The sequence below is a fragment of the Kosakonia oryzae genome (assembly GCF_001658025.2).
GTDB lineage: Bacteria > Pseudomonadota > Gammaproteobacteria > Enterobacterales > Enterobacteriaceae > Kosakonia > Kosakonia oryzae.
Map to the genome: position 1 here is coordinate 433,314 of NZ_CP014007.2, position 20,120 is coordinate 453,433.

The 20,120-nt window shown below is 52.6% G+C and carries 27 protein-coding genes; 23 read left to right on the plus strand and 4 right to left on the minus strand.

Features of this window, described 5'->3' with window-relative positions:
* Window positions 1-64: 64 nt before the first annotated feature.
* Both AWR26_RS01970 and AWR26_RS01975 read right to left on the minus strand, forming a co-directional pair.
* Window positions 65-997, minus strand: coding sequence for a LysR family transcriptional regulator (locus AWR26_RS01970; protein ID WP_064563274.1), 933 nt, complete (start codon window positions 995-997; stop codon window positions 65-67).
* A 27-nt stretch (window positions 998-1,024) separates the two neighbouring features.
* A complete protein-coding gene (locus AWR26_RS01975) occupies window positions 1,025-2,929 on the minus strand; it encodes an ABC transporter ATP-binding protein (protein WP_064563276.1) in 1,905 nt (634 codons plus the stop codon).
* A gap of 178 nt (window positions 2,930-3,107) precedes the next feature.
* Here AWR26_RS01975 and kefG point away from each other — a divergent pair, with 178 nt between their 5' ends.
* The 4 genes from kefG to slyD all read left to right on the plus strand — a co-directional run bounded on the left by kefG (window position 3,108) and on the right by slyD (window position 6,357).
* Entirely contained in the window at window positions 3,108-3,659 is a 552-nt protein-coding gene (kefG, locus tag AWR26_RS01980) for a glutathione-regulated potassium-efflux system ancillary protein KefG (protein ID WP_043956322.1), read from the plus strand.
* Window positions 3,659-5,464, plus strand: a complete 1,806-nt coding sequence (gene kefB / locus AWR26_RS01985; protein WP_064563279.1) for a glutathione-regulated potassium-efflux system protein KefB — start codon at window positions 3,659-3,661, stop codon at window positions 5,462-5,464. Before kefG ends, kefB begins: the two co-directional genes overlap by 1 nt.
* 10 nt (window positions 5,465-5,474) lie before the next feature.
* Entirely contained in the window at window positions 5,475-5,675 is a 201-nt protein-coding gene (locus AWR26_RS01990) for a YheV family putative zinc ribbon protein (RefSeq protein WP_007369794.1), read from the plus strand.
* Between the two features lie 94 nt (window positions 5,676-5,769).
* On the plus strand, window positions 5,770-6,357 hold the full coding sequence (gene slyD / locus AWR26_RS01995; protein WP_007369795.1) for a peptidylprolyl isomerase: 588 nt from the start codon (window positions 5,770-5,772) through the stop codon (window positions 6,355-6,357).
* Between the two features lie 164 nt (window positions 6,358-6,521).
* On the opposite strand, the gene AWR26_RS02000 is transcribed toward slyD, so the two are convergent.
* On the minus strand, window positions 6,522-6,740 hold the full coding sequence (locus tag AWR26_RS02000) for a protein SlyX (RefSeq protein ID WP_043956324.1): 219 nt from the start codon (window positions 6,738-6,740) through the stop codon (window positions 6,522-6,524).
* Between the two features lie 238 nt (window positions 6,741-6,978).
* Here AWR26_RS02000 and fkpA point away from each other — a divergent pair, with 238 nt between their 5' ends.
* From fkpA to bfr, 11 genes are all read left to right on the plus strand, one after another.
* The gene (gene fkpA, locus AWR26_RS02005) at window positions 6,979-7,848 is read left to right on the plus strand and encodes an FKBP-type peptidyl-prolyl cis-trans isomerase (protein WP_064563281.1); all 870 of its coding nucleotides are present in this window, start codon (window positions 6,979-6,981) and stop codon (window positions 7,846-7,848) included.
* A gap of 152 nt (window positions 7,849-8,000) precedes the next feature.
* A complete protein-coding gene (locus AWR26_RS02010) occupies window positions 8,001-8,723 on the plus strand; it encodes a helix-turn-helix transcriptional regulator (protein ID WP_043956326.1) in 723 nt (240 codons plus the stop codon).
* Window positions 8,723-9,109, plus strand: a complete 387-nt coding sequence (gene tusD, locus AWR26_RS02015; protein ID WP_043956327.1) for a sulfurtransferase complex subunit TusD — start codon at window positions 8,723-8,725, stop codon at window positions 9,107-9,109. Before AWR26_RS02010 ends, tusD begins: the two co-directional genes overlap by 1 nt.
* Window positions 9,109-9,468 carry a sulfurtransferase complex subunit TusC gene (gene tusC / locus AWR26_RS02020; protein ID WP_064563283.1) on the plus strand — a complete coding sequence of 120 codons (360 nt, stop codon included), beginning with the start codon at window positions 9,109-9,111 and terminating at the stop codon, window positions 9,466-9,468. Before tusD ends, tusC begins: the two co-directional genes overlap by 1 nt.
* 7 nt (window positions 9,469-9,475) lie before the next feature.
* Window positions 9,476-9,763, plus strand: a complete 288-nt coding sequence (tusB, locus tag AWR26_RS02025; protein ID WP_064563285.1) for a sulfurtransferase complex subunit TusB — start codon at window positions 9,476-9,478, stop codon at window positions 9,761-9,763.
* A gap of 124 nt (window positions 9,764-9,887) precedes the next feature.
* Window positions 9,888-10,262, plus strand: coding sequence for a 30S ribosomal protein S12 (rpsL, locus tag AWR26_RS02030; protein WP_043956330.1), 375 nt, complete (start codon window positions 9,888-9,890; stop codon window positions 10,260-10,262).
* Window positions 10,263-10,359: 97 nt separating this feature from the next.
* Entirely contained in the window at window positions 10,360-10,830 is a 471-nt protein-coding gene (rpsG, locus tag AWR26_RS02035) for a 30S ribosomal protein S7 (protein WP_007369802.1), read from the plus strand.
* A gap of 98 nt (window positions 10,831-10,928) precedes the next feature.
* Window positions 10,929-13,043 carry an elongation factor G gene (gene fusA / locus AWR26_RS02040; protein WP_064563290.1) on the plus strand — a complete coding sequence of 705 codons (2,115 nt, stop codon included), beginning with the start codon at window positions 10,929-10,931 and terminating at the stop codon, window positions 13,041-13,043.
* Between the two features lie 69 nt (window positions 13,044-13,112).
* Complete coding sequence (gene tuf, locus AWR26_RS02045; RefSeq protein WP_064563291.1) at window positions 13,113-14,297, plus strand: elongation factor Tu; 1,185 nt, start codon at window positions 13,113-13,115, stop codon at window positions 14,295-14,297.
* A 162-nt stretch (window positions 14,298-14,459) separates the two neighbouring features.
* Window positions 14,460-14,654 carry a bacterioferritin-associated ferredoxin gene (bfd, locus tag AWR26_RS02050; RefSeq protein ID WP_064563293.1) on the plus strand — a complete coding sequence of 65 codons (195 nt, stop codon included), beginning with the start codon at window positions 14,460-14,462 and terminating at the stop codon, window positions 14,652-14,654.
* 71 nt (window positions 14,655-14,725) lie between these two features.
* Entirely contained in the window at window positions 14,726-15,202 is a 477-nt protein-coding gene (gene bfr / locus AWR26_RS02055) for a bacterioferritin (protein ID WP_007369807.1), read from the plus strand.
* Here bfr and AWR26_RS02060 read toward each other — a convergent pair.
* Entirely contained in the window at window positions 15,199-15,654 is a 456-nt protein-coding gene (locus AWR26_RS02060) for a prepilin peptidase (RefSeq protein WP_071892586.1), read from the minus strand. The genes bfr and AWR26_RS02060 overlap by 4 nt on opposite strands.
* A gap of 375 nt (window positions 15,655-16,029) precedes the next feature.
* Between AWR26_RS02060 and rpsJ the strand changes: the two genes are divergently transcribed.
* The 8 genes from rpsJ to rpsC are packed head-to-tail and all read left to right on the plus strand — an operon-like array spanning window position 16,030 to window position 20,118.
* A complete protein-coding gene (rpsJ, locus tag AWR26_RS02065; protein ID WP_001181005.1) occupies window positions 16,030-16,341 on the plus strand; it encodes a 30S ribosomal protein S10 in 312 nt (103 codons plus the stop codon).
* Window positions 16,342-16,373: 32 nt separating this feature from the next.
* Window positions 16,374-17,003, plus strand: coding sequence for a 50S ribosomal protein L3 (gene rplC / locus AWR26_RS02070; RefSeq protein WP_007369810.1), 630 nt, complete (start codon window positions 16,374-16,376; stop codon window positions 17,001-17,003).
* Between the two features lie 10 nt (window positions 17,004-17,013).
* Window positions 17,014-17,619, plus strand: a complete 606-nt coding sequence (gene rplD / locus AWR26_RS02075) for a 50S ribosomal protein L4 (RefSeq protein WP_064563295.1) — start codon at window positions 17,014-17,016, stop codon at window positions 17,617-17,619.
* Entirely contained in the window at window positions 17,616-17,918 is a 303-nt protein-coding gene (gene rplW, locus AWR26_RS02080) for a 50S ribosomal protein L23 (protein ID WP_000617546.1), read from the plus strand. The genes rplD and rplW overlap by 4 nt, the downstream gene beginning before the upstream one ends.
* A gap of 17 nt (window positions 17,919-17,935) precedes the next feature.
* Window positions 17,936-18,757 (plus strand): 50S ribosomal protein L2, encoded by an 822-nt coding sequence (gene rplB / locus AWR26_RS02085; RefSeq protein WP_007369812.1) that lies wholly within the window; start codon window positions 17,936-17,938, stop codon window positions 18,755-18,757.
* Window positions 18,758-18,773: 16 nt separating this feature from the next.
* The gene (gene rpsS, locus AWR26_RS02090) at window positions 18,774-19,052 is read left to right on the plus strand and encodes a 30S ribosomal protein S19 (protein ID WP_064563297.1); all 279 of its coding nucleotides are present in this window, start codon (window positions 18,774-18,776) and stop codon (window positions 19,050-19,052) included.
* Window positions 19,053-19,066: 14 nt separating this feature from the next.
* Window positions 19,067-19,399, plus strand: coding sequence for a 50S ribosomal protein L22 (gene rplV, locus AWR26_RS02095; protein ID WP_007369813.1), 333 nt, complete (start codon window positions 19,067-19,069; stop codon window positions 19,397-19,399).
* A gap of 17 nt (window positions 19,400-19,416) precedes the next feature.
* A complete protein-coding gene (gene rpsC / locus AWR26_RS02100) occupies window positions 19,417-20,118 on the plus strand; it encodes a 30S ribosomal protein S3 (protein ID WP_000529945.1) in 702 nt (233 codons plus the stop codon).
* Window positions 20,119-20,120: the final 2 nt, after the last annotated feature.

The window sequence follows — 20,120 nt, forward strand, 5'->3', positions numbered from 1 at the left end:
GTTAGCGAACGGCTTGCGGTGAAGGTTGATTGCCGGATAAGGCGCAGCCACCATCCGGCAAAAATCAGGCGCTATCCCCCAGACTGCGGGCGTACATTCGCCCTTCGGCGGCCAGCGCCAGTAAATTGGGATCGTGCTCGCGGTTGCGGGCGAAGACAATGGCGATCAACTGTTGCATCTGATACGGCTCGGCGAGACGCAGCAACTGCAGGGAGCTTTCGTACACCTTTTTCATTCTTCCCGGCATCAGGGAAAAACCCACGCCCGCCTGCACCAGGCTGAGCATGGAAAAAATGTCGTTTACGCGGGTGACAATTTCCGGCTCGAAGCCAGCAATATGAAACGCTTCCTGGAAGCCGGCGTAAGTGGCGAACCCTTCGGCCAGCGAGACGAATTTTTGCGTACGATAATCGCGCAGATCGGCAAAGTCGTCGCTTTTCAGCGTGGCGCTGGCTGGCGCAGCAAGAAAGATATCGTCATGGAACAGCGGCAGCATTTCGAAATTATTGTGGTCGAGTTCACTGCCGGAGATTGAGATGAGAATGGCATCGAGCGTCCCCTCTTCCAGCATATGCAGCAGCGCCTCGTTTGACCCCATAGTCAGATCCATTTCCAGATCCGGACGGCGCAATTTCATGCCCATAATAAGCCTCGGCACGGTTTCCAGCGTCAGCGAGTAAAGCGTGCCAACACGTAAACGGCCCTGACCGACGCCCGCCGTTTTCCGCGCTTCATCCAGCCCGCGCTCCATCAACTGCATGACTTCCTGGCAATACTCCATCAGCGTCCAGGCCGCAGGCAGCGGGAGCAGGTTGCGCCCTTTATGCACGAACAGCGGGCAACGCACATTTTCTTCCAGCGTATGCAGCGCGCGATGCACGCTGACGCCGCTCAGGTTAAGGGTTTCCGCCGCGCGGGCGATATTTCCCTTTTCCATAAACGTCATGAAAATGCCCAGCTTGCGAAACGTAATGTCGTTAGTGATATCCAGATTCATAACTCTCTCGCCCGCTGTTATCGCCCGTTATTCCCCTTGCAGCATCGCTTCCAGCTGCTCATGCGCTTCAAGCCACGCCATTTCACACTCTTCCAGACCGGCTTTCGCCGTCGCCTGTTGTTGCAGGCAGGTGGTCAGCTCGGCTTTACGGCTTTGATCGTACAGCCCGCTGTCGCCGAGCTTCTCTTCGGCCTGCGCCAACTGCGCGTTGAGTTTTTCCATCTCTTTTTCCAGCCGGGCGATCTCTTTACGCAGCGGCTGGGTTTGCGTGCGCAGTTCCGCTTCGCGACGCTTTTGATCTTTACGTGCCTGAGCGCTGTTGCCGTTATCTTTTGCGGCTTCTGCGGGCTGACTTTCCTGCTTCTGCACGTCGCTCAGCCACTGCTGATAATCTTCCAGATCGCCTTCAAACGGCTCCACTTTGCCGTCGTGCACCAGGTAGAGATCGTCAGTCGTAGAGCGCAGCAGGTGACGATCGTGCGAAACGACGACCAGCGCGCCTTCGAATTCGATCAACGCTTCGGTCAGCGCCTGGCGCATATCGAGATCCAGGTGGTTAGTCGGTTCATCGAGCAGCAGCAGGTTCGGGCGCTGCCAGACGATTAGCGCCAGCACCAGCCGCGCTTTTTCGCCACCGGAGAAGCGTTCCGTCACTTCGGTAACCTTGTCGCCCTGAAAACCGAAACCGCCGAGATAATCGCGCAGCTTCTGCTCCAGCTCCTGCGGTGCCAGGCGCGCCAGGTGTTGCAGCGGTGACTCATCCGCGCGTAAAAACTCCAGTTGATGCTGGGCGAAATAACCCAGCTTGATGCCTTTCGCCAGGCCGATTTCACCGCTTTGCGGCGCCAGTTCACCGGCTAACATTTTGATCAGCGTTGATTTACCCGCGCCGTTGCGCCCCAGAAGGCCAATACGCGAACCGGGTACCAGGTTCAGCTTGATGGCATTCAGAATGGTGCGATCGCCGTAGCCCGCGCTCACTTTTTCCATTTTCAGTAATGGGTTCGGCAGGCTTTCCGGCGCGCGGAAGCTGAAATGGAACGGGTTATCAACGTGCGCTGGCGCAATCAGCTCCATGCGTTCAAGCATTTTGATACGGCTCTGCGCCTGTTTGGCTTTGCTGGCTTTCGCTTTGAAGCGATCAATAAAGCTTTGCAGGTGCGCCACGCGCTGCTGCTGGCTTTCGTAAGTGGCCTGCTGCTGGGCGAGACGCGTTGCACGCTGGCGCTCGAACGAACTGTAGTTGCCGGTATATTCGAACAGGCTTTGTTGTTCGATATGCAGAATTTTGTCGACCACCGGATCGAGGAAATCGCGGTCGTGGGAGATCAAAATTAGCGTGCCCTGATAGCTCTTCAGCCACTTCTCCAGCCAGATCACCGCGTCCAGATCCAGGTGGTTGGTCGGTTCATCGAGCAGCAGTAAATCTGAACGGCAAATCAGCGCCTGCGCGAGGTTCAGACGCATGCGCCAGCCGCCGGAGAAGTCGCTTACCGGGCGATCGAGTTGCTCGTTGGTAAAGCCCAGCCCGTGCAACAGGCTGGAGGCGCGGGAACGGATAGTCCAGGCGTCAATGGCATCGAGTTTGCCATGTACCGTGGCGATGGCATGGCCGTCATTGCGCTCGTTGGCGCTGTTCAGCTCGGCTTCCAGTTTGCGATATTCACGATCGCCGTCTATCACATAGTCTATCGCCGCCTCGTTCAGGGCCGGGGTTTCCTGATTCACCCACGCCAGTTGCCAGGTGCCCGGAAACGTGACGCTGCCGCCATCGGCGCTCATCTCGTTTTTTAGCAGCGACAGCAGCGTTGATTTGCCGCAGCCGTTTTTACCCACCAGACCGACTTTCTGGCCCGGATTAATGGTGGCCGTGGCGTTATCCAGCAGGACACGCACACCGCGACGAATTTGTAACGAGGAGAAAACAATCATAAGGCGCCGTATGTTCAGACTATGTTAATTTGTCATTATGATAATGTAAGGTTACGGCCAAATGCCGTACCGGGGCCGCAATGGTAGCCCAAAATGAAGGCGATAGACAAAATCATTCTGGGCGGGCAAAAGCGGCCGCGCCGGAAGAATAACAGGTACGACACCCGGGAGGGGAATGATGTCGCAGACAGCCAAAGTGTTGCTGCTGTATGCCCATCCGGAATCTCAGGACTCGGTGGCTAATCGGGTTTTGCTTAAACCGGCAATGCAGCTCCAAAATGTCACGGTGCACGATCTCTACGCGCGCTATCCCGATTTCTTTATCGATATTCCTTATGAACAAGCGTTGCTGCGCGAGCATGACGTGATCGTCTTTCAGCACCCGCTGTATACCTATAGCTGTCCGGCATTGCTCAAAGAGTGGCTGGATCGCGTGTTAAGCCGCGGTTTTGCCAGCGGTATTGGCGGGAATCAACTGGCGGGAAAGTACTGGCGTAGCGTGGTCACCACCGGCGAGCCGGAGGCGGCTTATCGTCATGATGGCCTGAATCGCTACTCAATGAATGACATTCTGCGCCCGTTTGAGCTGACTGCCGCCATGTGCCGTATGCACTGGCTTAGCCCGATCATTGTTTATTGGGCGCGCAGGCAGCCGCCGCAGGAACTGGCGAATCACGCCAAAGCTTACGGCGACTGGCTGGCGTCGCCGCTGTCGCCAGGAGGTCGCTGATGGAGGGTTCCGCGCTGCTACTGGCCGGTGTGCTGTTTCTTTTCGCTGCTGTCGTCGCCGTACCGCTGGCTGCCCGGCTTGGCATTGGCGCCGTGCTTGGTTATCTGCTGGCGGGGATTGCCATTGGCCCATGGGGGCTGGGGTTTATCAGCGACGTTGACGAAATTCTCCACTTCTCCGAGCTGGGCGTGGTGTTCCTGATGTTTATCATCGGGCTGGAACTGAATCCGGCCAAACTTTGGGAATTGCGGCGCTCGATTTTCGGTGTCGGTGCCGCGCAGGTGCTGCTGAGCGCGGCGATTCTGGCCGGATTGCTGATGTTGACGCAATTCGCCTGGCAGGCCGCCGTAGTTGGCGGTATCGGCCTTGCGATGTCATCGACGGCGATGGCGCTGCAACTGATGCGCGATAAAGGCATGAATCGCAGCGAATCCGGGCAACTGGGTTTTTCTGTGTTGCTGTTTCAGGATTTAGCGGTGATCCCGGCGCTGGCACTGGTGCCGCTGCTGGCGGGAAATGGCGACGATCATCTTGACTGGATGAAGGTCGGCATGAAGGTGCTGGCCTTTGCTGGCATGCTGATTGGCGGGCGCTATCTGTTGCGCCCGGTGTTTCGCTTTATCGCCGGTTCAGGCGTACGCGAGGTTTTTACTGCAGCAACGCTGTTGCTGGTGCTCGGCTCGGCGCTGTTTATGGATGCGCTGGGGCTGTCGATGGCGCTCGGTACTTTTATTGCCGGTGTGCTGCTGGCAGAGAGCGAATATCGCCACGAACTGGAAATCGCTATCGAGCCGTTTAAAGGTTTACTGCTCGGTCTGTTCTTTATTTCTGTCGGTATGGCGCTGAATCTGGGTGTGCTTTATACCCACCTGTTATGGGTGGTGATGAGTGTTGCGGTGCTAGTGGTGATCAAAACGCTGGTGCTGTACGTGCTGGCGCGCGTGTATGGACTGCGCAGTTCGGAGCGAATGCAGTTTGCCGGCGTGCTTAGCCAGGGGGGAGAGTTTGCGTTTGTGCTCTTCTCTTCTGCCTCATCCCAGCGCTTGTTTCAGCACGATCAGATGGCGCTGTTGCTGGTCACTGTCACCCTGTCGATGATGACCACGCCGTTACTGATGCGCGGCATCGATAAGCTGCTCTCATGGCGCTTTAACACGCCGGAAGATGAAGACGAAGCGCCGTGGGTGGAAGATGACAAACCGCAGGTGATTGTCGTCGGGTTTGGTCGCTTTGGTCAGGTGATTGGCCGCTTGCTGATGGCGAATAAGATGCGCATTACCGTGCTGGAGCGGGATATCAGCGCCGTTAACCTGATGCGTAAGTACGGTTATAAAGTTTATTACGGCGATGCGACACAGGTGGAACTGCTACGCTCGGCGGGTGCGGAATCAGCACAATCCATCGTTATTACCTGCAACGATCCGCTGGATACGATGAAACTGGTGGAAATCTGTCAGCAACATTTCCCGCATCTGGCCATTTTGGCGCGGGCGCGGGGGCGTGTGGAAGCGCACGAGCTGCTGCAGGCCGGCGTGACGCAGTTTTCCCGCGAAACCTTCTCCAGTGCGCTGGAGTTGGGGCGCAAGGCACTTATTTCGCTGGGGATGCATCCTCACCAGGCGCAGCGCGCGCAACTGCATTTTAAACGGCTGGATATGCGTATGCTGCGCGAACTGATGCCGGTGCATACCGATACACTACAAATTTCCCGCGTACGCGAAGCGCGGCGCGAGCTGGAGGAGATTTTCCAGCGTGAAATGCAACAAGAGCGTCGCCAGCTGGATGGCTGGGACGAGTTTGAATAAGGGGATTCGAATGGCTGTACGTAAACGTTTTATTGCCGGGGCGGTTTGTCCTTCATGCCAGGCGAAGGATTCGCTGGCGATGTGGCGTGAAAATAATGTCGATATAGTTGAGTGCGTTAAGTGCGGACATCAGATGCGTGAAGCCGATAAAGAAGCCCGCGATCATGTTCGCAAAGATGAGCAAGTTATTGGGATTTTTCATCCGGACTAGCCATATCGGGCAGCTTTTTTTAAGCTAAAGGGTACACGGGTGCAGAATTCCGCTACAATCTGCGCCAGTAATTTTCCCACGCTCAGGAGATATCATGAAAGTAGCAAAAGACCTGGTGGTCAGCCTGGCTTACCAGGTACGTACAGAAGACGGTGTGTTGGTTGATGAGTCTCCGGTGAGTGCGCCGCTGGACTATCTGCACGGTCACGGTTCCCTGATCTCTGGTCTGGAAAACGCGCTGGACGGTCACGAAGTCGGCGATAAATTCGATGTGGCGGTTGGCGCGAACGACGCTTACGGTCAGTACGATGAAAACCTGGTGCAGCGCGTACCGAAAGACGTCTTTATGGGCGTTGACGAGCTGCAGGTTGGCATGCGCTTCCTGGCAGAAACCGACCAGGGCCCAGTACCGGTAGAAATTACCGAAGTCGAAGACGACCACGTTGTGGTTGATGGCAACCACATGCTGGCTGGCCAGAACCTGAAATTCAACGTTGAAGTTGTCGCGATCCGCGAAGCGACTGAAGAAGAACTGGCTCATGGCCACGTTCACGGTGCGCATGGCCACGATCATGACCACGACCACGATCACGACGGCTGCTGCGGCGGTCACGGCCACGATCATGGTCATGACCATGGTAAAGGTGGTTGCGGTGGTAACGGCGGCTGCGGTTGCCACTAATAAAATCCTGTCGTCTTTCGCACTGCAGGCGCGTTGGCTTCACTTTCAAACCCCGGCCACATAGTTTTCTATGCTCCCGGGGATTTTCAAGTTTGCCGCCTGCCTGCAACACGAAATACTTAGGGATTTATGCACTGAGCGGGGAAACCCGCTTTTTTTACGCCTTAATAATGGGGCGGCGGCGTTTCTTCTGACGGCGATGCCATATGAGAAGGCTGGCTGGCTTTGAGTTTTTCTGCCATCAGTCGCAGATGCTCGCGCAGTTTTGCCATCTCCAGTTCGTGGGCAATAACCGTCTGGTTTAGCTCTTCGATCGTTATCTCCTGAAAAGCCAGTTTGCTCTCCAGTTCAGCCAGTCGCGCTTCTGTTGTTAGCTCTTGCATTCTTCACCTCGGGTCTGCTTCCGGCTCAAATTTCATAAACCGGGCGAATTTTACTGAAGTTTGTCATGCGGTACAGCATTACGTCAGAAAATCAGAAACTAATTTAAACAAAAATAGTCAGAAAACAGGTGAATTCGGGTAGTGTCCTTATGTTGATTTCTACCGCAACGCTTTATAGTACGCTTCTTACTTTAATGTTTAACCCTGGGGCGAGATGCCCCGGCCCCTGGAGAAATGGATGAAATCACTGTTTAAAGTCACGCTGCTGGCGACCACAATGGCCGTTGCTCTTCATGCACCGATCTCTTTCGCTGCGGAGACGGCGAAGAAAGAGACTGCTGCTGCAGCTGACAGCAAAGCGGCATTTAAAAATGACGACCAGAAATCTGCTTATGCGCTGGGCGCGTCTCTGGGCCGCTATATGGAAAATTCCCTGAAAGAGCAGGAAAAACTGGGCATCAAACTGGACAAAGCCCAGCTGATCGCCGGCGTTCAGGACGCGTTTGCTGATAAGAGCAAACTGAGCGACCAGGAAATTGAACAAACGCTGCAAGCGTTCGAAACGCGCGTGAAAACTGCCGCGCAAGAACGTATGGAGAAAGACGCTGCTGACAACGAAGCGAAAGGTAAAACCTTCCGTGACGCCTTCGCCAAAGAGAAAGGTGTGAAAACCTCTGATTCCGGCCTGCTGTACAAAGTCGAAAAAGAAGGGACTGGCGATGCGCCGAAAGACAGCGACACTGTTGTTGTGAACTACAAAGGTACGCTGATTGATGGTAAAGAGTTCGATAACTCCTATACCCGTGGCGAACCGCTCTCCTTCCGCCTCGACGGCGTGATCCCGGGCTGGACTGAAGGCCTGAAAAACATCAAGAAAGGCGGCAAAATCAAGCTGGTGATCCCACCGGCTCTGGCTTACGGTAAAACCGGCGTTCCGGGGATTCCTGCTAACTCCACGCTGGTGTTTGACGTAGAGCTGCTGGATATCAAACCGGCTCCGAAAGCTGACGCCGCTGCGCCGAAAGCGGATGCTGCCGCGTCAGATGCTGCTCCGGCTGCCGCAGATAAACCTGCTGATGCGAAAGCTGCCGATACTGGCACCAAGTAACAGTGTGAAAAAAACGCCGCCTCCGGGCGGCGTTTTTTTTTGTAGTAAGGATATAATCTTAACGTACGATGTATTAATTTATATCCCCATATAAATACTGAGCCTGCCCTGAAAAGTTAACGACAGGCTCCTGAAAAGGAGTGTTTTTTTTCATGTCCAGGTCGCTATTAACCAACGAAACCAGTGAACTTGATTTACTGGATCAACGTCCTTTCGATCAGACCGACTTCGATATCCTTAAATCCTACGAGGCGGTGGTGGACGGGTTAGCGATGCTCATTGGCTCACACTGCGAAATCGTTCTGCACTCCCTGCAAGACCTGAAATGTTCCGCTATCCGCATTGCGAACGGCGAACACACAGGACGTAAAATTGGCTCGCCGATTACCGACCTTGCCCTGCGCATGCTGCACGATATGACCGGTGCCGACAGTAGCGTCTCCAAATGCTACTTCACACGCGCGAAAAGCGGCGTGCTGATGAAGTCAGTGACTATCGCTATCCGTAACCGCGATCACCGGGTGATTGGCCTGCTGTGCATCAACATGAACCTTGATGTGCCGTTCTCGCAAATCATGAACACCTTTATCCCGCCGGAAACTCCGGATGTTGGCTCGTCCGTCAACTTTGCCTCTTCGGTAGAAGATTTGGTGATGCAAACTCTGGAGTTCACCATCGAAGAGGTTAATGCCGATCGCAACGTTTCCAATAATGCCAAGAATCGCCAGATTGTGCTGAACCTTTATGAGAAGGGTATCTTCGACATTAAAGATGCGATTAACCAGGTAGCCGATCGACTGAATATCTCGAAACATACCGTTTATCTTTACATCCGCCAGTTCAAAAGCGGTGATTTTTCCGGACAGGATCGTTAATGCGTTTTGCCCTGATGGTCACCGGCCCGGCGTACGGCACTCAGCAAGCCAGTAGCGCTTATCAATTTGCGCTGGCGTTGCTGGAAGCCGGACATACGCTGAGCAGCGTCTTCTTCTATCGTGAAGGGGTAAATAACGCAAATGCGCTTACGGCGCCCGCCAGCGATGAGTTTGATCTTGTACGCGCCTGGCAGCGTTTGCATGATGAACAGCAGGTCGAATTGCATATCTGTGTCGCCGCCGCACTGCGCCGTGGCGTGGTTGATGACAATGAAGCTGAGCGATTAGCGCTGCCTGCCGCAAATTTACAGGCAGGTTTTTCACTCACCGGGTTGGGCGCGCTGGCGGAAGCTGCGCTCTCTTGCGATCGGGTGGTGCAGTTTTGATGAAGCGTATTGCATTTGTCTTTACTTCCGCGCCGCACGGTTCATCCTCCGGGCGTGAAGGGTTGGATGCCTTACTCGCGACCTCGGCATTCACCGACGGGATTGGCGTGTTTTTTATCGGCGACGGCGTGTTTCAGCTATTAGCCGGGCAGCAGCCGGATGCGATTCTGGCGCGTGATTACATCGCCACCTTTAAAGTCCTTCCTTTGTACGACATTGAACAGTGCTGGCTGTGTGCGGCCTCGCTACGCGAACGCGGTCTCGGTGAGGAGGCGGCTTTCGTCTTACCTGCGCAACAGCTGGAGCCGGAAGCGCTGCGTGAACAGCTCGATGAGTACACTGTCGTACTGACGTTTTGAGGCGCCTATGCTGCATACTTTGTCCCACTCTCCCTGGCAATGCGATATGGCGGCGCTGTTGCGCATGTTGCGCTCTGGCGATGATCTACTGCTGTTATCGGATGGCGTCACGGCGGCGCTGGAAGGCAGCCGTTATATTCCTTTATTGCTAAATGCCCCCGTAACCATTCATGCGTTAAATGATGATGTGCAAGCACGCGGATTGAACGGTCAAATTTCGAGCAGTGTTGTCAGGGTTGGCTATACTGATTTCGTTAGCCTGACGGTAAAACACGCCGTTCAGATGCATTGGTAATGTGGGATCGCTGTATATTTCTTGACACCTTTTCAGCACAGCCATAAAATTCTGCGTCCTCATATTATATGAGGTCGTTTTATTACGTGTTTACGAAGCAAAAGCTAAAACCAGGAGCTATTTAATGGCAACAGTTAACCAGCTGGTACGCAAACCACGCACTCGCAAAGTTGCAAAAAGCAACGTGCCTGCGCTGGAAGCATGCCCGCAAAAACGTGGCGTATGTACTCGCGTATATACTACCACCCCGAAAAAACCGAACTCCGCACTGCGTAAAGTATGCCGTGTTCGTTTAACCAACGGTTTCGAAGTGACTTCCTACATCGGTGGTGAAGGTCACAACCTGCAGGAGCACTCCGTGATCCTGATCCGTGGCGGTCGTGTTAAAGACCTCCCGGGTGTTCGTTACCACACTGTTCGTGGCGCGCTCGACTGCTCTGGTGTTAAAGACCGTAAGCAGGCTCGCTCCAAGTACGGCGTGAAGCGTCCTAAGGCTTAATGGTTCTCCGTTAAGTAAGGCCAAACTGTTTTAACTTTAATGTCAAACTAAACTCTTAGAGTTTTGGACAATCCTGAATTAACAACGGAGTATTTCCATGCCACGTCGTCGTGTTATTGGTCAGCGTAAAATTCTGCCGGATCCGAAGTTCGGATCAGAACTGCTGGCTAAATTTGTAAATATCCTGATGGTAGACGGTAAAAAATCTACTGCAGAAGCAATCGTATACAGCGCGCTGGAGACCCTGGCTCAGCGTTCTGGTAAAAATGAACTGGAAGCTTTCGAAGTAGCCCTCGAAAACGTGCGTCCGACTGTCGAAGTTAAGTCTCGCCGCGTTGGTGGTTCTACTTATCAGGTTCCGGTTGAAGTTCGTCCGGTTCGTCGTAATGCCCTGGCAATGCGTTGGATCGTTGAAGCTGCTCGTAAACGCGGTGATAAATCCATGGCTCTGCGCCTGGCGAACGAACTTTCTGATGCTGCAGACAACAAAGGTACTGCAGTTAAGAAACGTGAAGACGTTCACCGTATGGCCGAAGCCAACAAGGCGTTCGCACACTACCGTTGGTAATCCCTTCGGAGTTTTAGTCACCAGGCGGGCGCTTCCAGTAAGTCGTCCGCCGTTTGGCAACTTAAATCTGAGCGCCTAAGAGACAAACGAGGAATCAAATGGCTCGTACAACACCCATCGCACGCTACCGTAACATCGGTATCAGTGCGCACATCGACGCCGGTAAAACCACGACTACCGAACGTATTCTGTTCTACACCGGTGTAAACCACAAAATCGGTGAAGTTCATGACGGCGCCGCAACCATGGACTGGATGGAGCAGGAGCAGGAGCGTGGTATTACCATTACCTCCGCAGCAACTACTGCATTCTGGTCTGGTATGGCGAAGCAGTATGAACCGCATCGCATTAACATCATCGACACCCCTGGGCACGTTGACTTCACCATCGAAGTAGAACGTTCCATGCGTGTTCTTGACGGTGCGGTAATGGTTTACTGCGCAGTTGGTGGTGTTCAGCCGCAGTCTGAAACCGTATGGCGTCAGGCTAACAAATATAAAGTTCCGCGCATCGCGTTCGTTAACAAAATGGACCGTATGGGCGCTAACTTCCTGAAAGTTGTTGGTCAGATCAAAACCCGTCTGGGCGCGAACCCGGTTCCGCTGCAGCTGGCAATTGGTGCTGAAGAAGGTTTCACCGGTGTTGTTGACCTGGTGAAAATGAAAGCCATCAACTGGAACGATGCAGACCAGGGCGTAACCTTCGAATACGAAGATATCCCGGCTGACATGCAGGATCTGGCTGAAGAATGGCACCAGAATCTGATCGAATCCGCTGCTGAAGCTTCTGAAGAGCTGATGGAGAAATACCTGGGTGGTGAAGAACTGACTGAAGCGGAAATCAAATCTGCTCTGCGTCAGCGCGTTCTGAACAACGAAATCATCCTGGTAACCTGTGGTTCTGCGTTCAAGAACAAAGGTGTTCAGGCGATGCTGGATGCGGTAGTTGACTACCTGCCGTCCCCGACTGACGTACCTGCGATCAACGGTATCCTGGACGATGGTAAAGATACTCCGGCTGAGCGTCACGCAAGCGACGAAGAGCCGTTCTCTGCGCTGGCGTTCAAAATTGCTACCGACCCGTTCGTTGGTAACCTGACCTTCTTCCGCGTGTACTCTGGTGTGATTAACTCTGGTGATACTGCCCTGAACTCCGTGAAAGCTGCACGTGAGCGTTTCGGTCGTATCGTTCAGATGCACGCTAACAAGCGTGAAGAGATCAAAGAAGTTCGTGCAGGCGATATCGCTGCTGCTATCGGTCTGAAAGACGTGACCACTGGTGACACTCTGTGTGACCCGGATAACCCGATCATTCTGGAACGTATGGAATTCCCGGAACCGGTAATCTCCATCGCAGTAGAACCGAAAACCAAAGCTGACCAGGAAAAAATGGGTCTGGCTCTGGGCCGTCTGGCGAAGGAAGACCCGTCATTCCGCGTATGGACTGACGAAGAATCTAACCAGACCATCATCGCTGGTATGGGTGAACTGCACCTCGACATCATCGTTGACCGTATGAAACGTGAATTCAACGTTGAAGCGAACGTCGGTAAACCTCAGGTTGCTTACCGTGAAGCGATTCGCAAAAGAGTTGACAATGTCGAAGGCAAACACGCCAAGCAGTCTGGTGGTCGCGGTCAGTACGGTCATGTTGTTGTCGACATCTACCCACTGGAGGCGGGCTCTAACCCGAAAGGTTACGAGTTCATCAACGACATCAAAGGCGGTGTAATTCCTGGCGAATACATCCCTGCCGTTGATAAAGGCTTCCAGGAGCAGCTGAAGTCTGGCCCGCTGGCTGGTTACCCGGTAGTAGATATTGGTATTCGTCTGCATTTCGGCTCTTACCACGACGTTGACTCCTCTGAACTGGCGTTTAAACTGGCTGCGTCTATCGCCTTTAAAGAAGGCTTTAAGAAAGCGCAACCAGTTCTGCTTGAGCCGATCATGAAGGTTGAAGTAGAAACTCCGGAAGAGAACACCGGTGACGTTATCGGTGACTTGAGCCGTCGTCGCGGTATGCTGCGCGGTCAGGAATCTGAAGTCACTGGCGTTAAGATTCATGCTGAAGTGCCGCTGTCTGAAATGTTCGGATACGCAACCCAGCTGCGTTCTCTGACCAAGGGTCGTGCATCATACACTATGGAATTCCTGAAGTATGATGATGCACCGAACAACGTTGCTCAGGCCGTAATCGAAGCCCGTGGTAAATAAGCCTCAGGGTTAAAACCAAAGTCCGTGCTCTCTCCCGAAGGGGAGAGCACTATAGTAAGGAATAAAGCCGTGTCTAAAGAAAAATTTGAACGTACAAAACCGCACGTTAACGTCGGCACAATCGGCCACGTTGACCATGGTAAAACTACCCTGACTGCTGCAATCACTACCGTTCTGGCAAAAGCCTACGGTGGTTCTGCTCGCGCGTTCGATCAGATCGATAACGCGCCGGAAGAAAAAGCTCGTGGTATCACCATCAACACTTCTCACGTTGAATATGACACCCCGACTCGCCACTACGCGCACGTAGACTGCCCGGGGCACGCCGACTATGTTAAAAACATGATCACCGGTGCTGCGCAGATGGACGGCGCGATCCTGGTTGTTGCTGCGACTGACGGCCCGATGCCGCAGACCCGCGAGCACATCCTGCTGGCTCGTCAGGTAGGCGTTCCGTACATCATCGTGTTCCTGAACAAATGCGACATGGTTGATGACGAAGAGCTGCTGGAACTGGTTGAGATGGAAGTTCGCGAACTGCTGTCTCAGTACGATTTCCCGGGAGACGACACGCCGATCGTTCACGGTTCTGCTCTGAAAGCGCTGGAAGGCGACGCAGAGTGGGAAGCGAAAATCATCGAACTGGCTGGCTTCCTGGATTCCTACATCCCGGAACCGGAGCGTGCGATTGACAAGCCGTTCCTGCTGCCGATCGAAGACGTATTCTCCATCTCCGGCCGTGGTACCGTTGTTACCGGTCGTGTAGAGCGCGGCATCATCAAAGTAGGTGAAGAAGTTGAAATCGTGGGTATCAAACCTACCGCGAAATCCACCTGTACTGGTGTTGAAATGTTCCGCAAACTGCTGGACGAAGGTCGTGCGGGCGAGAACGTGGGTATTCTGCTGCGTGGTATCAAACGTGAAGATATCGAACGTGGTCAGGTACTGTCGAAGCCGGGTTCCATCAATCCGCACACCAAATTTGAATCTGAAGTTTATATCCTGTCCAAAGACGAAGGCGGCCGTCACACTCCGTTCTTCAAAGGTTACCGTCCGCAGTTCTACTTCCGTACAACTGACGTGACAGGCACCATCGAACTGCCGGAAGGCGTGGAGATGGTAATGCCGGGCGACAACATCAAAATGGTTGTTACCCTGATTCACGCAATTGCGATGGACGAAGGTCTGCGTTTCGCAATCCGTGAAGGCGGCCGTACCGTTGGCGCGGGTGTTGTAGCAAAAGTTGTCAGCTAATTATTTAGCTTTGAATGAAAAAGGGCGCTTCGGCGCCCTTTTTGCTATCTGTTATTTGGTCACAATTTTATCTTTTCTGCCGATGTACCTTTACGATCGTGCTATTGTAATCGTAACCATTCTCATTTAGACTTCTGTGCATAAAGTGAACGGGAGTGATTCATGTACGTTTGTTTGTGTAATGGTGTAAGTGATAAAAAAATTCGTCAGGCAGTTCGCCAGTTCCACCCCCAATCATTTCAGCAGCTTCGCAAATTTGTTCCGGTGGGAAATCAATGCGGTAAGTGTGTTCGTGCGGCAAGAGAGATTATGCAGAACGAACTTACACAGATGCCGGAATATCAAGAGATCGCTTAAGGCACTATCTTTTTTTGACATCCCTGTAGGCGCATCTACGCTTCAATAAGTGGAAGCGGAGGGACTACATAATGAAAGGTGATGTTAAAATCATAAATTATCTCAATAAATTATTGGGAAATGAGCTTGTCGCAATAAACCAATACTTTCTCCATGCGAGAATGTTCAAAAACTGGGGGCTGACGCGCCTCAACGACGTTGAATACCACGAATCCATTGATGAAATGAAACATGCTGATCAGTACATCGAGCGTATTTTGTTTCTTGAAGGATTACCGAACTTGCAGGATTTGGGCAAGCTCGGAATAGGGGAAGATGTCGAAGAGATGCTGCAATCTGACCTCAGGCTGGAACTGGAAGGCGCAAAAGATCTGCGCGAAGCCATTGCCTATGCTGATAGCGTTCATGATTACGTCAGCCGCGATATGATGATCAATATTCTCGCCGAAGAAGAGCACCATATTGACTGGCTCGAAACAGAACTCGATCTGATTGCGAAAATTGGTATTCAGAACTATCTCCAATCGCAAATCAAAGTTGAAGATTAAAACGATACCAGTGTTGGGTATCCAGTCAGCAGACCCGCGGCCGCCAAAAATGGACCTAACGGCAGCGGGTTTTTTAATGGCTGCCAGTTATGAGTGCAGATGCATCTGATTCCTGCGACGCAACAGGCCAACAAAGATGCAATGACAACCAGAGTGGGCAAACTTTCCCAACCATGCCAGGCCCCCAGCGCAGAAAAGTATTTTACATCTCCATATCCCATTCCTTCCCGGCCACGCCACAGGCGATAACCCCAGTAGACAGCAGCAAAAGCAGAATAGCCGGCGATTGCTCCCCATACGGCATATGGCAAAAAAGCCATATGGGAAAGGCTGTGCCAGCAAAGCCCGGCCCATAATAAAGAGCAGGTAAAACGGTCAGGGAGCAGACCGCTACGAATGTCATGCCAGACGAGTAGCAAGTTCAGGAATAAATAGATAAAGAGAAAGAGCATTTTGCCTCAAGTAAAGAGTGATCTCGTACCCGGAGAGTGGCGAAGGAGTGGATGACTGCATAATGTATTTCTGCAAAATCACGAGAGAACTCGCCAGAAATATCGTCTGATTGATTGCAACGACATTTCTTCTGCGAAGTTGCGCGCAATATTGCTTATTTTCTAAACGGCACTTGCGTCCAGCCCAGATTTACGTATAATGCGCGGGCTTGTCGTAATTGACGGCGGGTTCAATCTGAACCCCGGCAGTGTTTTTAGCTGCTAACAATGCCCCCAATCGGGGGGCTATGTTATGAACGATTACACTCCCCCATCAATCGTAATGGGTGTGAGGAGTAATTATTTTCGTCTATAAATAATTGGAGCTCTGGTCTCATGCAGAACCAAAGAATCCGTATCCGCCTGAAAGCGTTTGATCATCGTCTGATCGATCAATCAACCGCGGAAATCGTCGAGACTGCCAAGCGTACTGGTGCGCAGGTCCGTGGTCCGATCCCGCTGCCGACCCGCAAAGAGCGCTTTACCGTTCTGATCTCCCCGCACGTTAACAAAGACGCGCGCGATCAGTACGAAATTCGCACTCACAAGCGTCTGGTTGACATCGTTGAGCCAACCGAGAAAACCGTTGATGCTCTGATGCGTCTGGACCTGGCTGCCGGTGTAGACGTGCAGATCAGCCTGGGTTAATCAGGTCATCGAGCGATTGAGAGGTTGAAACAATGATTGGTTTAGTCGGTAAAAAAGTGGGCATGACCCGCATCTTCACTGAAGATGGCGTATCTATCCCAGTAACCGTAATCGAAGTTGAAGCAAACCGCGTTACTCAGGTTAAAGATCTGGCTAACGATGGCTACCGCGCTATCCAGGTTACCACCGGTGCTAAAAAAGCTAACCGTGTAACCAAGCCGGAAGCTGGCCATTTTGCTAAAGCTGGCGTAGAAGCTGGCCGCGGCCTGTGGGAATTCCGTCTTGCTGATGGCGAAGAGTTCACTGTAGGTCAGGCAATTAGCGTTGAGCTGTTTGCTGAAGTTAAAAAAGTTGACGTAACTGGCACCTCTAAAGGTAAAGGTTTCGCAGGTACCGTTAAGCGCTGGAACTTCCGTACCCAGGACGCTACCCACGGTAACTCCCTGTCTCACCGCGTTCCGGGTTCTATCGGTCAGAACCAGACTCCGGGCAAAGTGTTCAAGGGCAAGAAAATGGCAGGTCAGCTGGGTAATGAGCGTGTAACTGTTCAGAGCCTGGACGTAGTACGTGTTGACGCTGAGCGCAACCTGCTGCTGGTTAAAGGTGCTGTCCCGGGTGCAACCGGTAGCGACCTGATCGTTAAACCAGCTGTGAAGGCGTGAGGAGATAGCAATGGAATTAGTATTGAAAGACGCGCAGAGCGCGCTGACTGTTTCCGAAACTACCTTCGGTCGTGACTTTAACGAAGCGCTGGTACACCAGGTTGTTGTAGCTTATGCAGCTGGTGCTCGTCAGGGTACTCGTGCTCAGAAGACCCGTGCTGAAGTAACTGGTTCCGGTAAAAAACCGTGGCGCCAGAAAGGTACAGGCCAAGCTCGTTCCGGTTCTGTCAAGAGCCCGATCTGGCGTTCTGGTGGCGTGACCTTCGCTGCGCGTCCGCAGGACCACAGTCAAAAAGTTAACAAAAAGATGTACCGCGGCGCGATGAAAAGCATCCTGTCCGAACTGGTACGTCAGGAGCGTCTGATCGTTGTCGAGCAGTTCTCTGTTGAAGCACCGAAAACCAAGCTGCTGGCTCAGAAACTGAAAGACATGGCTCTGGAAGATGTGCTGATCATCACCGGTGAGCTGGACGAGAACCTGTTCCTGGCCGCGCGCAACCTGCACAAGGTTGACGTTCGCGACGCGACTGGTATCGACCCGGTTAGCCTGATCGCCTTCGACAAAGTCGTAATGACTGCTGATGCTGTTAAGCAAGTTGAGGAGATGCTGGCATGATTCGTGAAGAACGTCTGCTGAAGGTGCTGCGTGCACCGCACGTTTCTGAAAAAGCGTCTACTGCGATGGAAAAAACTAACACCATCGTTCTCAAAGTTGCTAAAGACGCGACCAAAGCAGAAATTAAAGCTGCTGTGCAGAAACTGTTTGAAGTCGAAGTCGAAGTCGTTAACACCCTGGTAGTTAAAGGGAAAGTTAAACGTCACGGACAGCGTATCGGTCGTCGTAGCGACTGGAAAAAAGCTTACGTCACCCTGAAAGAAGGCCAGAATCTGGACTTCGTTGGCGGCGCTGAGTAAGTCGGAGGAGTAATACAATGGCAGTTGTTAAATGTAAACCGACATCTCCGGGTCGTCGCCACGTAGTTAAAGTGGTTAACCCTGAGCTGCACAAGGGCAAACCTTTTGCTCCGTTGCTGGAAAAAAACAGCAAATCCGGTGGTCGTAACAACAATGGCCGTATCACCACTCGTCATATCGGTGGTGGCCACAAGCAGGCTTACCGTATTGTTGACTTCAAACGCAACAAAGATGGTATCCCGGCAGTTGTTGAACGTCTTGAGTACGATCCGAACCGTTCCGCGAACATCGCGCTGGTTCTGTACAAAGACGGCGAACGCCGTTACATCCTGGCCCCTAAAGGCCTGAAAGCTGGCGACCAGATTCAGTCTGGCGTTGATGCTGCAATCAAAGCGGGTAACACCCTGCCGATGCGCAATATCCCGGTTGGTTCTACCGTTCATAACGTAGAAATGAAACCAGGTAAAGGCGGTCAGCTGGCACGTTCTGCTGGTACTTACGTTCAGATCGTTGCGCGTGACGGTGCTTATGTCACCCTGCGTCTGCGTTCTGGTGAAATGCGTAAAGTTGAAGCTGAGTGCCGCGCTACTCTGGGCGAAGTTGGCAATGCTGAGCATATGCTGCGCGTTCTGGGTAAAGCAGGTGCTGCACGCTGGCGTGGTGTTCGTCCTACCGTTCGCGGTACTGCGATGAACCCAGTAGACCACCCACATGGTGGTGGTGAAGGTCGTAACTTTGGTAAGCACCCGGTAACTCCGTGGGGCGTTCAGACCAAAGGTAAGAAGACCCGCAGCAACAAGCGTACTGATAAATTCATCGTACGTCGCCGTAGCAAATAATTTTAGAGGATAAGCCATGCCACGTTCTCTCAAGAAAGGTCCTTTTATTGACCTGCACTTGCTGAAGAAGGTAGAGAAAGCGGTGGAAAGCGGAGACAAGAAGCCCCAGCGCACTTGGTCCCGTCGTTCAACGATCTTTCCTAACATGATCGGTTTGACCATCGCTGTCCATAATGGTCGTCAGCACGTTCCAGTATTTATTTCCGACGAAATGGTCGGTCACAAACTGGGTGAATTCGCACCGACTCGTACTTATCGCGGCCATGCTGCTGATAAAAAAGCGAAGAAGAAATAAGGTAGGAGGAAGAGATGGAAACTTTAGCTCAACATCGCCATGCTCGTTCTTCTGCTCAGAAGGTTCGCCTTGTTGCTGACCTGATTCGCGGTAAGAAAGTGTCGCAGGCTCTGGATATTCTGACCTACACCAACAAGAAAGCGGCTGTACTGGTCAAGAAAGTTCTGGAATCTGCCATTGCTAACGCTGAACACAACGATGGCGCTGACATTGACGATCTGAAAGTTGCGAAAATTTTCGTAGACGAAGGCCCGAGCATGAAGCGCGTTATGCCGCGTGCGAAAGGTCGTGCAGATCGCATCCTGAAGCGCACCAGCCACATTACTGTGGTTGTGTCCGATCGCTGAGACTCTGGAGACTAGCAATGGGTCAGAAAGTACATCCTAATGGTATTCGCCTGGGTATTGTAAAACCATGGAACTCTACCTGGTTTGCGAACACCAAAGAATTCGCTGACAACCTGGACAGCGATTTTAAAGTACGTCAGTACCTGACTAAGGAACTGGCTAAAGCGTCTGTATCTCGTATCGTTATCGAGCGTCCGGCTAAGAGCATCCGTGTGACCATTCACACTGCTCGTCCGGGTATCGTTATCGGTAAAAAAGGTGAAGACGTTGAAAAACTGCGCAAGGTCGTAGCGGATATCGCTGGCGTTCCTGCTCAGATCAATATCGCCGAAGTTCGTAAACCTGAACTGGACGCAAAATTGGTTGCTGATAGCATCACTTCTCAGCTGGAACGTCGTGTTATGTTCCGTCGTGCTATGAAGCGTGCTGTACAGAACGCAATGCGTCTGGGCGCTAAAGGTATCAAAGTTGAAGTTAGCGGCCGTCTGGGTGGCGCTGAGATCGCACGTACCGAATGGTACCGTGAAGGTCGCGTTCCGCTGCACACTCTGCGTGCTGACATCGACTACAACACCTCCGAAGCGCACACCACTTACGGTGTAATCGGCGTAAAAGTGTGGATCTTCAAAGGTGAGATCCTTGGTGGTATGGCTGCAGTTGAACAACCGGAAAAACCGGCTGCTCAACCTAAAAAGCAGCAGCGTAAAGGCCGTAAATAAGG